The 12,885-nt window shown below is 59.5% G+C and carries 14 protein-coding genes; 10 read left to right on the top strand and 4 right to left on the bottom strand.

Annotation, left to right across the window (positions count from 1 at the left end):
• The first annotated feature begins 235 nt into the window (after positions 1-235).
• The 10 genes from FJ319_13135 (at position 236) to FJ319_13180 (ending at position 9,349) form a co-directional block, all read left to right on the top strand.
• Entirely contained in the window at positions 236-1,222 is a 987-nt protein-coding gene (locus FJ319_13135; GenBank protein MBM3935220.1) for a heme A synthase, read from the top strand.
• On the top strand, positions 1,219-2,106 hold the full coding sequence (locus FJ319_13140) for a protoheme IX farnesyltransferase (protein MBM3935221.1): 888 nt from the start codon (positions 1,219-1,221) through the stop codon (positions 2,104-2,106). The genes FJ319_13135 and FJ319_13140 overlap by 4 nt, the downstream gene beginning before the upstream one ends.
• A 206-nt stretch (positions 2,107-2,312) precedes the next feature.
• Positions 2,313-3,392: a cytochrome c oxidase subunit II gene (coxB, locus tag FJ319_13145; GenBank protein MBM3935222.1), complete on the top strand. Its 1,080-nt coding sequence runs from the start codon at positions 2,313-2,315 to the stop codon at positions 3,390-3,392.
• A gap of 27 nt (positions 3,393-3,419) precedes the next feature.
• Entirely contained in the window at positions 3,420-5,261 is a 1,842-nt protein-coding gene (ctaD, locus tag FJ319_13150; GenBank protein MBM3935223.1) for a cytochrome c oxidase subunit I, read from the top strand.
• 24 nt (positions 5,262-5,285) lie between these two features.
• Positions 5,286-5,894, top strand: coding sequence for a cytochrome oxidase subunit III (locus FJ319_13155; protein ID MBM3935224.1), 609 nt, complete (start codon positions 5,286-5,288; stop codon positions 5,892-5,894).
• Between the two features lie 30 nt (positions 5,895-5,924).
• Entirely contained in the window at positions 5,925-6,293 is a 369-nt protein-coding gene (locus FJ319_13160; protein MBM3935225.1) for a cytochrome C oxidase subunit IV, read from the top strand.
• Between the two features lie 45 nt (positions 6,294-6,338).
• On the top strand, positions 6,339-7,172 hold the full coding sequence (locus tag FJ319_13165; protein ID MBM3935226.1) for a cytochrome c oxidase assembly protein: 834 nt from the start codon (positions 6,339-6,341) through the stop codon (positions 7,170-7,172).
• A 15-nt stretch (positions 7,173-7,187) separates the two neighbouring features.
• Positions 7,188-7,421: a hypothetical protein gene (locus FJ319_13170; protein ID MBM3935227.1), complete on the top strand. Its 234-nt coding sequence runs from the start codon at positions 7,188-7,190 to the stop codon at positions 7,419-7,421.
• 135 nt (positions 7,422-7,556) lie between these two features.
• Entirely contained in the window at positions 7,557-8,276 is a 720-nt protein-coding gene (locus tag FJ319_13175) for an SCO family protein (protein ID MBM3935228.1), read from the top strand.
• Positions 8,276-9,349 (top strand): methyltransferase domain-containing protein, encoded by a 1,074-nt coding sequence (locus FJ319_13180; protein ID MBM3935229.1) that lies wholly within the window; start codon positions 8,276-8,278, stop codon positions 9,347-9,349. The genes FJ319_13175 and FJ319_13180 overlap by 1 nt, the downstream gene beginning before the upstream one ends.
• A gap of 79 nt (positions 9,350-9,428) precedes the next feature.
• Here the strand turns inward: FJ319_13180 and rplT are convergent, their stop codons facing one another.
• The 4 genes from rplT to thrS form a co-directional block, all read right to left on the bottom strand.
• A complete protein-coding gene (rplT, locus tag FJ319_13185) occupies positions 9,429-9,797 on the bottom strand; it encodes a 50S ribosomal protein L20 (protein ID MBM3935230.1) in 369 nt (122 codons plus the stop codon).
• 18 nt (positions 9,798-9,815) lie between these two features.
• A complete protein-coding gene (gene rpmI, locus FJ319_13190) occupies positions 9,816-10,019 on the bottom strand; it encodes a 50S ribosomal protein L35 (protein ID MBM3935231.1) in 204 nt (67 codons plus the stop codon).
• Complete coding sequence (locus FJ319_13195) at positions 9,997-10,623, bottom strand: translation initiation factor IF-3 (protein ID MBM3935232.1); 627 nt, start codon at positions 10,621-10,623, stop codon at positions 9,997-9,999. Before FJ319_13195 ends, rpmI begins: the two co-directional genes overlap by 23 nt.
• 99 nt (positions 10,624-10,722) lie before the next feature.
• The gene (thrS, locus tag FJ319_13200; protein MBM3935233.1) at positions 10,723-12,456 is read right to left on the bottom strand and encodes a threonine--tRNA ligase; all 1,734 of its coding nucleotides are present in this window, start codon (positions 12,454-12,456) and stop codon (positions 10,723-10,725) included.
• Positions 12,457-12,885 lie beyond the last annotated feature (429 nt).

Below are 12,885 nucleotides of genomic sequence, written 5' to 3' on the forward strand. Positions count from 1 at the left end.
CCCCTCCAGAACAAGGTTCAGTATCTGTGCTCTCTTCGCTTCTCGCTCGGTCAAATGTAGTCCTCTCATGGACTGACATATTCACTGAGCAGTTACCTACTGACAATATCACTGAGCAAAGACAGACCATCGGTTTTGAATTGACTGGGTAAAGCTGGCTGTGCTATTCTTCCCATGCTTGTTAAACGTTGAACAATTGCGTTTGACATCCCAGTAATTTCGAGGCAGCGGGCGTTTGAACGAAGGGGCCACGAAACCCACAAAATCTGCGACAGCCTTCCGCATCGTCTCGATCGCGGCGCTAATTGCCGCCATCGGGCAGATTACGCTTGGGGGCACTGTTCGCGTTACCGGCTCTGGCGATGCTTGCCCGGACTGGCCCCTTTGCCACGGCCAGATAATTCCTCCGTTCGACTACCACGTCATTCTCGAATACTCACATCGTGTCACGGGAAGCGTCCTGGGTATCCTGATTCTCGTCGCAGTCTTTATCGCCTGGCGATACCTCCGCGATAACCGGCCCGCGAAGGTCTCCACTGCTGCGGCTTTTCTGTTCGTTGTCGCTGCCGGCGTCCTCGGTGGGGCGACAGTTCTGACGGAGCTCACATGGTGGGTAAGGCTAATACATCTCTCCATCGCGGAGCTTACCATCGCGAGCATCGCGGTCATGACTGTCGCCGGCTGGCCGTCGAAGGGAATTGCCGCCGTCTCAAAGGTCAACCTTGGCGGTGGCGCCGGGACGCGAAGACTGGTCATCGCTTCGCTTGTTGGGGTATTTCTTCTGATACTTTACGGCTCATACATCGTTGGTATGGGCTACGGATCGAGCTGCTCTTCGTGGCCGCTCTGCAATGACTCCCTCATGCCGGAGGGTAGGGCATACATGGAGCACATGGGTCACCGGTACCTTTCGTTATTAATAGGAATTGTGCTCGGCTATGCCGTTGTCCAGGCGTACATTCGGGGCGATGGGAATAAACATGTGCGAATGGCAGCGCTGCTTGCCGGTGGGGCGTTCGTTTTCCAGACGGGAGTTGGCGCTGCCCTCGTCTGGTCCGGCTTTGCCACCCAATTCAAGGCGATTCACCTGAGCATGGCTACACTGGTGTGGGTTGCACTGGTCTACCTGGCTGTCTTTATTTACGCATCGCAGGGCGTTATACTTGGCGCCAGAAAAGAGAAGCCGTTGGCGGCAAAGGGTTTGGAGAGGGCGACCACATGACAGTTCAGGCGACTACTCCTCCTGCGCGGAGCATCGTAAGCGACTATATTGCGCTTACCAAGCCCCGGATCATCTCGCTCTTGCTTGTGACAGCCATCGGCGGCATGTTCCTTGCGGCGCAGGGCCTGCCTGACGCCGCGACCGTCGCCGTGGTGCTTGTGGGCGGTTACCTGGCGGCCGGCGGCGCGCACGCCCTTAACCACTACCTGGAGCGCGACATCGACGGCATGATGCGCCGGACGAGCCGCAGGCCGGTTGTCAGCGGACGTGTAACACCCACCAACGCGCTGGTGTTCGGTGTAGCTCTGAACGTGATCGCTTTCGTGCTGTTGTCCTCATTCGTGAATGTGCTCAGCGCGACGATCACACTTACCGGCACGCTGATCTACATATTCGTGTATACGATCGGCCTCAAGCGGGTGACACCCCAGAACATCGTCATCGGCGGGGCAGCCGGGGCCGTCCCGCCGATGGTCGGCTGGACGGCGATAACGGGTTCGCTTGACTTGCCGGCCCTTTACCTTTTCGCGATCATCTTCTTCTGGACGCCGCCGCATTTTTGGGCCCTCGCCATCCTCATTAAGGACGACTATGTTCGCGCCGGGATTCCCATGCTCCCGGTCGTTTCCAGCCTGGAGAATACGAAGCAGTCCATTCTGCTGTACACGGTGCTGCTGACGGCGCTGACGGTAATGTTCTTTGTGACGGGGGCAGTTGGGGGCATATACCTGGCCTCGACTACGGTGCTCGGGGGCCTCTTCATCTATTTTGCGTACCGCTTTTTGAGAGCCCAGGGCGTCAAGGGGGCGCGGAGCCTGTATCTTTACTCGCTCCTCTACCTTGACCTGTTGTTCCTGGCTATTATGATCGATAGCGTCGTTTGAGCGCTATGCGCAATGGGTAAGCCAACAGCCGATAGCGCACCCAACATCTTGTGTTTGTAAGGCCCGGAACGCGGCAAACGATGCGAAAGCCAGCCAATGGCTCTTGACTCTGACCGTCTGCCTTGATAGATTCTTATGTCGGTGCCACGCAAGGCGGCGCCGAAGTTCTCGCGTATCTGCCTTGAAAGGAGACGCTGACCAGCACCATGTCGATGTTTAGAAGCCCGAAGACCAAATACGTCGGCGTGGTGCTTCTGGTTCTGCTCATGGGCGTCCTCGCCGGATGCTACCCGGAGCACCAACAGTCCACGTTCGACCCCCAGGGACCCGTGGCCCGGTCTCAGCTCACCCTCTTCTACTGGATATTCTGGACGGCCGTAGTCGTCTTTGTCCTGGTGGAGGCTGCGCTGGTTTACACAGTCATCCGCTACCGCCGCAAAGCCGGTGACGGTGTTCCGCCACAGACGCACGGGCACACCCCCCTTGAAATAACGTGGACCGTCATTCCGGCGCTGATCCTGGTTGTGGTGGCCGTACCGACGATCAAGACACTCTTCTACAATGCTAATTCGCCTCACCCGCCTGAAGAAGGCGGCATGACTATTGATGTCACGGGCGTTCAGTGGTGGTGGGAGTTCCGCTACCTGAACGACATCAACAATCCTGACGACGACGTCGTGACAGCCAACGAGCTGCACATACCCGTCGGCAAGCCGGTCAACATCCGCCTGCACTCCAGGGACGTCATCCACAGCTTCTGGATTCCCAAGATCGCGGGCAAGGTTGACCTGGTCCCGAACAATGATAACCATATGTGGATCCAGGCCGATGAGCCCGGCGAGTACCTTGGGCAGTGCGCGGAGTTCTGCGGCATAGCCCATGCTCTGATGCGATTCAGGGTCTTTGCCCAGCCTCAGGCGGAGTTTGACGCATGGCTGGCCGCTCAGGACGCGCCTGCCAAAGACCCGATCGATCCGCTCGCCCTTGAGGGCAAAGCCCTCTTTGAGGGCGCCGGCCAGTGCTTTGCATGCCACACTATAGAAGGCGTTGCCAGGGCGCGCGGCCGCACAGGCCCCAACCTGACCCACCTCGGCAGCCGGACCACCATCGCGGCAGGCATTCTGGAGAACAACCAGGAAAACCTGCGCAAGTGGATTGCGGACCCAGAGGCGCTGAAGCCGGGTAACGTGATGGCGCGGACGGCCCAGATATATACCGACCCGACCAAGCACCTTACCGAAGCCCAGATATCGGCAATTGTGCAGTACCTGATGACCCTTGACTAGAGAAGTCGAACAGCCGGGAGGCTATTAATGGCGACTTTTGCCCTGCCTGTCCCTAAGCGTCCGGTGTCCTGTACTGGAGTGTGGGGCTGGATAACGACAATCGATCACAAGAGGATCGGCGCGCTGTACGGCATTACCGCGTTTATCCTGTTCGTCTCCGGCGGCATTGAGGCGCTGTTCATGCGCGCCCAGCTCATGAGGCCGGAGATGGCCCTTGTGAGCCCGGAAGTGTTCAACCAGCTCTTCACGATGCACGCCACGACGATGATCTTCCTGGGCGTCATGCCCCTCAGCGCGGCGTTCTTCAATTACCTTGTACCGCTCCAGATAGGCGCGCGGGACGTGGCCTTTCCCAGGCTGAATGCGTTTAGCTACTGGACGTTCCTCTTCGGCGCGCTCATCCTGAAGCTAAGCTGGTTTCTTGGCGGCGCGCCCAACGCCGGCTGGTTCGGCTACGCGCCCCTGACGGGCCTACAGGCCAACCCAGGCGTCGGCATCGACTTCTGGGTGGTCGGCCTGCAGGTCCTGGCCGTAGCTTCGCTAGCTGCGTCGTTGAACTTCATCATCACCATCATTAACATGCGCGCCCCGGGCATGACCCTTATGCGCATGCCTATGTTCACCTGGATGACGCTCGTTACCTCCTTCCTGCTTATCCTGGCGTTCCCCGTCATCACCATCGCTCTCCTCGAGCTGATGATGGACCGCTTCTACGGCATGAATTTCTTCGTGCCGGCAGCCGGCGCCAACCCCGTGCTGTGGCAGCACCTGTTCTGGATCTTCGGCCACCCGGAGGTCTACATCCTGATACTCCCGGCGATGGGAATCGTTTCCGAAATACTGCCCACCTTTTCCCGGAAGCCGCTATTCGGCTACCCTGTGGTGGTACTCTCCGGCGTGCTCATCGGCTTCATGGGCTGGATGGTCTGGAGCCACCACATGTTCACGGTGGGTCTTGGCCCGGTGGCCAACTCCGTATTCGCGATTACCACGATGGCCATCGCGGTGCCTACCGGCGTAAAGATTTTCAACTGGATAGGCACCATGTGGGGAGGGTCTATCAGGTTCTCTACGGCGATGCTCTACGCCATCGGTTTTATTGCTCTCTTCATTATTGGCGGCCTGAGCGGAGTCATGCACTCTTCGGCCCCATCTGACGCGCAGCAGCAGGACACCTACTTCATTGTCGCGCATATCCACTACGTGCTTTTCGGCGGCGCGATAATGGCCATTTTCGGCGGCATCTACTACTGGTTCCCAAAGATGACCGGCAAGTTCCTCAACGAGAAGCTCGGCTTCTGGAACTTCATTTTCGTCTTCGGCGGCACGAACATCACCTTTTTCCCAATGCACTTCCTTGGGCTGGACGGCATGCCCCGCCGAATATACACATATGCTGAGGGAATGGGCTGGGACTTCTGGAACCTCGTCTCCTCCGTTGGCTCATTTACGTTGGCATTCGGCGTCCTCATCTTCATCGTCAACTTTTTTTACAGCCTCATCAAGGGTAAACAGGCCGGGGCCGACCCCTGGGACGCCCGCACGCTTGAGTGGAGTATTCCATCGCCTCCGCCGGAGTACAACTTCGCCCAGATTCCGGTTGTGCACGGCCGCGACCCGCTTTGGGAGCAGAAGCACGGCGGTCACCACACGGTCCCGGTAGCCGGCGGCTCCGTCGGCGAGGGCCACGGCATACATATGCCGCAGCCTTCGTACTGGCCGATATTCACCAGCATTGGCCTACTGGTTGGGGCGTACGGCTTGATATTCGCTTGGCCCGTCGCGGTCCTTGGCGGCGCCATTCTTATGATCGGAATTTACGCCTGGTCGCTGGAGCCGGTTAATGAGCCGGACCCCGCGCACCATTGATGGAGACTGACTGTGGCACACGAAATGGCCGCTGCACACGCTGAAGAGCATCCCGCAACAACAACCGGTCTCGATCACCGGAAGCTGCTGATCTGGGCTTTCCTGGCCTCGGACTGCATGTTCTTCGGCGCGCTGATCGCTACCTACCTGGTCTACTACGGGAAGAGCCTGGTTGGGCCGTACCCTCAGGATGTGTTTGACATCCCCGTCACGTCCGTGAGTACATTCGTGCTCCTGATGAGCTCCATGAGCATGGTGCTCTCATACTCCGCGCTGCGACGGGGCAATATCAAGGCGTTTCGGATATGGCTCCTGTCGACGTGCATCCTCGGCGCCACATTCATCGGCTTTCAGGTGTTCGAGTTCAATGACTTTGTCCAGCACGGGCTGACGCCCAGGACGAACCTGTTCGGTTCAACGTTCTTCACGCTTACGGGCACGCACGGCGCGCACGTCACGCTCGGGATAATCTGGCTGCTCTCGATGTTCTTCTATTCGTTCAAAAAGGGCGGTATTACGCCTGCCAAGCACCTGGAGCTGGATATCGCAGCGCTGTACTGGCACTTCGTCGACATCGTCTGGATCGTGATTTTCACGGTTGTTTACCTGTTCGGCGTGTTCGAAGGGTTCTAGGTTAAGATTAAACTAGCTGAAGGGCGAAACATGGCAGATACAAAGAAGAGTCACGCCGGACACAACGACGCCGGCGCGCACGCTGACCGGTCTGACTTCGTCGCGGCAGGGCACACGCCGCACGTCGAAGCCCACCATCCTACGGCAGCCACTTACATCAAGGTGGCGATGACCCTGGTAGCGATAACCATGGTTGAGTTGCTGGTCTTCTATGTTGAAGGGTTGGGCAAAGGGATTATCCCGGTCCTGCTGGTACTCTCCAGCATCAAGTTTGCCCTGGTGATCATGTTCTACATGCACCTGAAGTACGACACGAGGCTCTTTTCGATGCTTTTTCTGGGCGGCTTGGCGTTGGCGATTTCGGTTTACATAGCGCTTTTGGCCCTGTTCTACCTCTAGGAGCTCTGAGCTGTGGGGGCAAACTGAGGAAGGGTGGCGACACCAATGCACGAATCTCTGGGGTCGGTCCTCACCCACTGGCATGGCCACATCGAAGTGATCGTCGGGCTTGGCGGGCTCATGGCGCTCTATCTCCTGGGCGTCGGTCCGCTAAGAGAAAAGTACAACTGGGCGGAGGAGATCGACCCAAAACGGATTGCAACGTTCACGCTCGGCGTGATGGTAATATTCTTGTCGCTCGTTTCGCCCATTCACATTCTGAGCGACTCATATCTTTTTAGCGTTCACATGGTGCAGCATATGCTGCTGGCGCTGGTGGCGCCGCCCCTTATAATTTGGGGAACGCCGGACTGGCTGATCCGGCCTCTGCTGCGGCCGGACTGGATATTCATAATCGCTCGTACCGTCCGCCACCCGGTAATCGCGCTCGCGGCGTTCAATCTGGCCTTCGCGCTCTGGCACATCCCGGCTATCTACAACCTTTCCGTCACCAATCACTGGTGGCATGTGTCGGAGCACCTGATGTTTATTGGGGCGGCCATGATTATGTGGTGGCCGCTAATGAGCAACATGCCGGAGCTGCCGCGGCTCTCTTATCCGCTGCAAATCGTGTACATGTTTGCGCTTTCGATATCGCAGATCATCGTGTTCGCTTTCGTAACGTTCTCGGACCACCCGCTTTATACGTGGTATGTCCATGCGCCGCAGATACTGGGAATCAGCCCTCTTGCCGACCAGCAGATTGGCGGCGTAATAATGAAGGTGGGAAGCGCGGGGCTGTTTACGGCCCTGCTGGTCATTGCCTTTATGCGCTGGTACCAGCAAGAGAACTCCAGCGCCGAGCCCGATCATACTGAGCTGACGTCATACAAATACTAGAGAGGTACCACCTCGATGCAGAGCCGAAGATTTGGACTCGCGGTCCTCATTCCATTGCTTGCCGTAATTTCCGTGGCGGCATTCGCCGGGGGCCTGGGTTACATCTTTACCCTCCTCGCCGAGGTCGCGCACGTCGATGTCGCAGGGGACGAGTCGCCAATCGGAGTAGTTGGCCTGGGAATGGCGATCGTGGTGTTTGTGCCGGTGATTGCCGCCATTCTTGAGCGCGGCACCGAAAAGCACGACTAGGTCGCAGCTCCCTGCGGAGTTGGGTAGCTCCAATGCATAACGGGGCTCCGACGTTTCGGGGTCCCTTTTCTTTTTGAGAAAGGACTTGAAGACTTGTCGAATCTCCGCCTGATAGGTACAGGTTCAATCTTCCCGATGGTGCCGGGCCGTCTCTCGGGAACAAGCAGCGGTAACCGTGAACCCGGGCGACGATGGCAGCGTGCCCGGCGGCAGATCGGCGTTGCCACTCTCGCTATCCTCTTGCTAATCCTGGCGGCGTGCGGCGGTGGCGCGCCGGAAAGCTTCAAAGGCACAGTGCTTTCCCCGCAATTCCCGGCGGCGGCGTTCGAGCTGACTGACCAGCATGGCGACATAGTCTCCATGGCCGGCCTTAAAGGCAATGTGGTCGCACTCACCTTTCTCTACACGAGCTGCACGGACATCTGCCCTATAGTCGCCGGCGAGCTCAAGAAGGTGGATGGTTTCCTTGGCAACGATGCAGAAGGGGTGGAGATTGTGGCGGTGAGCGTGGACCCGAAGGGAGATACGGTTTCTGCCGCTCAGGCGTATACCGAGAGGTGGGGGATGGATGGCAAATGGAAATATCTGGTCGGTCCTGAGGAGGCATTGAAGCCGGTGTGGGACGCATACTCCGTAGCCCCGGCGATCAGCGGCACTCCTCAGGCGCCTGCGCCGACCCCTGCCCCCGGCAGCGTCGACTCTCTGCGCGACGGTATCGCGGCGACGTACGACATCGTACATTCTGCGCCGGTCTACCTGATCGATAGGCAGGGCACGCGCCGCGTCATACACACGCTCCCCCTCGACCCCGAGAAGGTGGCGGCGGACATTCGGCTCCTGTTGCGGGAGAAGTGATGGCCGGCGAGATGGACCGCACAGCCACAATCATCGAATTGCAGACCGTTCCGGGGCTTGAGCAGATCGCGGCCGAGGAGGCGGTATCCTTGCTCGGCGCGGAGATGCTCGGCGGCCGTAGGGAGGGGAGGGTTGCCATCAGCGCCCCGCAGGGCAGCGTCGCGGCCGCCGGCCTTCTCAAAACGTCGCTCTCGGCCAACGTAGTGGAGACGTTCAATATCGCAGGCCCTAACGCGCTGCTCAGCCCAAAGCTCTTGCCCAGTGTGCTGCATCTCATTAGCACCGTTGTGAATCTCCACCCCGGTGGTCCGTTCCAGACGTCAAGGGTGAGCGCCGCCGGGTCGGACTCGCCTGTATTCAGGCGGCTCAGACGAGAGATCGCGGCCGGATTCGGGCTACACGACACGACGTCCGAGGGAGACCTGCTCATCTCAGTGCGACGCTCCTTGTACCGGGCGACGGGGTGGGATGTCCTTGTCCGCACCACTGCCAGGCCGCTGTCCGCGCGCGCATGGCGTGTGTGCGACTTCCCCGGGGCGCTCAATGCCTGCGTTGCGGCCGCGATGGTAAAATTGGCCGGAACGAACGAACACGACCGGTTGGTGAACCTTGCATGCGGCTCGGGTACGCTGCTGATAGAGCGCCTGGCACTTGGCAGGGCCGCCTCGGCCGTTGGAATAGATATCGACGCGAGGACCCTCGAGTGCGCGGCGGCGAATATGCGCGCCGCGGGCGTGGACGGACAGGTATCTCTCGTCAAAAGTGATGCAGCCGATACGGGACTCGACGCCGCCAGCGTGGACCGCATCGTCGCTGACCTGCCCTACGGCATGCTCCACGGCAGCGGGGAGGACCTGGCCAGCCTTTACGACGCCGTTCTGGCGGAGACGGCTCGGATCGCCGTTGATAGTGGCGCCTTCGTGGCGATAACGAGCAATACGAGGCTCTTTGAGCCAGTGCTGGAAGCCAGGTCCGGCCTCTGGAGAGTGGAACAGGTGATTCCGCTGAAAATAATCTTCAAGAGCGGGTTTCTGCACCCGAGGATCTACGCGCTGCGCAGGCAGGGAAGATAAATCGCGGCAGATAAGAGCTGGAACGACAATCTGGGCCGTCGGCATGCCAGCGGCCCAGATTCATTTGGGGCGGGCGAGATCAGGCTTTTGCGGTCCCGAGGTTCGCCTTGGCGGAGTCTACCACCGCGGCGAAAGCCTGAGGGTCCTGGAGGGCCAGCTCGGCCAACATCTTGCGGTTGATTTCCGCATTGCCGGCCTTGAGGCCGTGGATGAGCTGGCTGTACGAGAGGCCGTTCGCACGGGCGGCTGCGCCGATGCGGATGTTCCAGAGGCGACGCATCTGGCCCTTCTTGTCGCGGCGGTGCTCCCAGGAGTACCGGAGGGCGTGGATCATGGACTCGTGGGCGCGGCGGTAAAGCTTGTGCCGCACCGTTCCATGACCCTTGGTCATAGCTAGTACGTTTTTATGGCGGCGATGCTTTGTTACGCCGCGCTTGATCCTGGTCACGTGAGGTCTCCTTGGGTGTTACGGCTTCCCGTAAGGAAGCAGCTTTGTAATGCGCTCGGTGTCGACAGCGGCCACGTCCTGCTTGGTGCGAAGCTGTCGCTTCACATTGCCATGCTTGGTGCGGCGCAGGTGGCTGCGGTGCCGCTTCATGCGCATAACCTTGCCCGATCCCGTAATGTGGAAGCGGGAGGCTGCGCCCTTATGCGTCTTTAGCTTGGGCAACTTTTTGCTCCTTTGGCGGTTGCGCGGGCTTGCTCGCCGCCGCGGGGGCAGGCTTGCTCGCCGAATTTTTTGCCGGTGAGAGAATCATAGTCAGGAAGCGCCCCTCGAATGCGGGGGCCTTTTCCATCATCGCTTCGTCAACAAGGTCTTCCGCGACGGACTTGAGGACGGCCATGCCGACCTCCGGGTGCGTGATCTCACGACCGCGGAACACCACGCTGACCTTCACCTTTGCGCCCTCCCCAAGGAGGCGCTTCACCTGCCGCACCTTGCCGTCCTTATCGTGGTCGCCGATGCGGGTCTTGAGCCTGACTTCGCGAAGCTCGTTCGAGGACTTTGCCTTCTGGTCCCTTTTTGCCTCCCGCTCACGGCGGGTGGCCTCGTATCGGAATTTCCCGTAGTCCATCAGCCTGCAGACGGGAGGCTCAACACCCGGCGCAACCTCAACCAGGTCGACGCCGCGCTCCTCCGCGAGCAGGAGCGCCTGCCGTGTAGGCATCACTCCGAGCTGCTCGCCCTTTTCATCCACGACACGGACTTCGGGAACGCGTATTCTGGCGTTAGTCCGGTACTCCTTCGGTATACTAGCACCTCTCGGTTTCAGTCCTCAGCCGCGCGCCGAAGCGCGGGTGCGAAGGTCAAACAGCTTTTCCCCAGTCAAAAACTGAGTATCTACGAATATAGCACAGATAGCAGAAAGTGTTCAATAGGATGGCTTCTTCTCCGCTATCTCAGCAGCCATCCGTGCGATGATTTCCTTGACGGGCACAGCCCCGAGGTTTTCACCGGAGCGCAGGCGGACCGCGGCGGCCTCTGCCTGGGCCTCCTTGTCGCCGACTACGAGCATGTACGGCGCCTTCTGCACCTGGGCGTCGCGGATCTTGGCCTGCATGCGCTCGTTTCGGCTGTCAACTTCATTCCGGATGCCAGCCTGCGCAAGCTCGGCCGCGACCTTGTTCGCATACTCCTGATGCCGGTCCGCTATCGGGATCACGACCGCTTGCACCGGCGCGAGCCACAGGGGGAACGCGCCGGCGAAGTGCTCGATCATAACGCCGAGGAAGCGCTCAAGGCTTCCCAGCATGGCGCGGTGCACGACCACCGGCCGCTGGCGCGTGCCGTCCTCCGCGTTGTACTCCAGGTCAAAGCGCTCCGCCAGGTTGTAGTCGAGCTGCACTGTACTCAGCTGCCACGGTCTGCCGATGGCGTCGTTGACGAAAAAGTCGATTTTGGGGCCGTAGAACGCGCCCTCGCCCGGCTTCGGCTCGAAGCGTATTCCCTGTTTCGTCAGTGCGGACGCCAGCGCGCCTTCAGCCCGATCCCAGAGATCGTCGCTGCCGATGCGCTTGTCCGGGCGGAGCGATAGCGCAACATTGATGTCCTTGAACCCGAATATGTTGAAGGTCTCATTGACCATAGCGATGAACGAGTTAATTTCCTGTTCGATCTGGTCCTGGCGGCAGAAGATGTGGGCGTCATCCTGGGAGAACGTGCGGACGCGCGTCAGGCCGTGCGTGACGCCTGAGCGCTCGTAGCGGTGCAGGCGTCCGAAATCTGCGTACCTTATCGGCAGCTCACGATACGAGTGCGGGGAAGAGCCGAACAGCACCGCCGCGGCCGGGCAGTTCATGGGCTTGAGGCCCATCTCCTTCTCGTCCACGTACGAAAAGTACATGTTGTCCTTGTAGTTCGCGTAGTGGCCGGACCGCTTCCACAGCTCCGTATCGAACATCTGGGGTGTGATGACTTCCTGGTAACCGTAGCGCTTGTACAGGTCGCGCACGTACGTAACGTGGCCGTTGTACAGCGTTGCGCCCTTCGGGAGGAAGAATGGGCTGGACGGCGCGATGGGATTGAAGAAGAAGAGGCCAAGCTCAACCCCTAGCTTCCGGTGGTCGCGGCGCTCGGCCTCGGCTACCCGCTTCAGATGCGCCTCAAGCTCCTCGCCCGACTCGTAGGCCGTGCCGTAGACGCGCTGGAGCATTGGCCGCTTCTCGTCGCCGCGCCAGTACGCGCCCGCCACGTTGAGCAGCTTGAAGGCAGGTATCTTGCCCGTGGACTCAATGTGAGGACCCGCGCACAGGTCCTCGAACCTCCCGTGCGTGTACGTCGAGATCGTCTCGCCTTCCGGAAGGTCGTTTATGATCTCGGTTTTCAGCGGCTGGTCCTTCACCAGCTTGAGCGCCTCAGCGCGCGGGTATTCCTTGTAGACGAACCTGAAGTCCTTCTTCATGACCTCGCGCATCGCCGCCTCGATCTTCTCGAAGTCGGCCTGCGCGATCGGCGTGTCCATCAGGAAATCGTAGTAGAAGCCGTCGTCCGTCGGCGGGCCGATGCCCAGCTTCACGTTGGGGTACATGCTTGTGACGACGTCCGCCATTATGTGGGACGTGGAGTGCCTGATACGCTTTCGCAGCTCTGCGAGGTCTTGTGACATTGGAGTTCCTCATTTGGTGCGCGTAGACGATTGCGCAGGTAATTTTACACGCAATGCGGCCACGGCGGGTAAGTTTGTGTGACAGGGACGGGACGCAGAATAGCCTTCCGCCGGGCGAATGCCCGCTACACGGAAGGCGTGGTAGTCAACGTGAGGCTGGTTATGGGGGCTACGGGCAGCATGGTAACCTGGGTGTAGTGTGTCAACTATTGCGATTTTATCGATGCACAACATGCTGGTCAAGACGAAACGGCGGTTTGTGTCTTTGCTCAGTGATATTGTCAGTAGGTAACTGCTCAGTGAATATGTCAGCCCATGAGAGGACTACATTTGACCGAGCGAGAAGCGAAGAGAGCACAGATACTGAACCTTGTTCTGGAGGGGCGTTGCGAGGCAAGTAAGGCCGCTGAGCTGATGGGTGTCAGCGAG

The organism is SAR202 cluster bacterium (genome assembly GCA_016872355.1).
Lineage (GTDB): Bacteria > Chloroflexota > Dehalococcoidia > Lucifugimonadales > VGZY01 > VGZY01.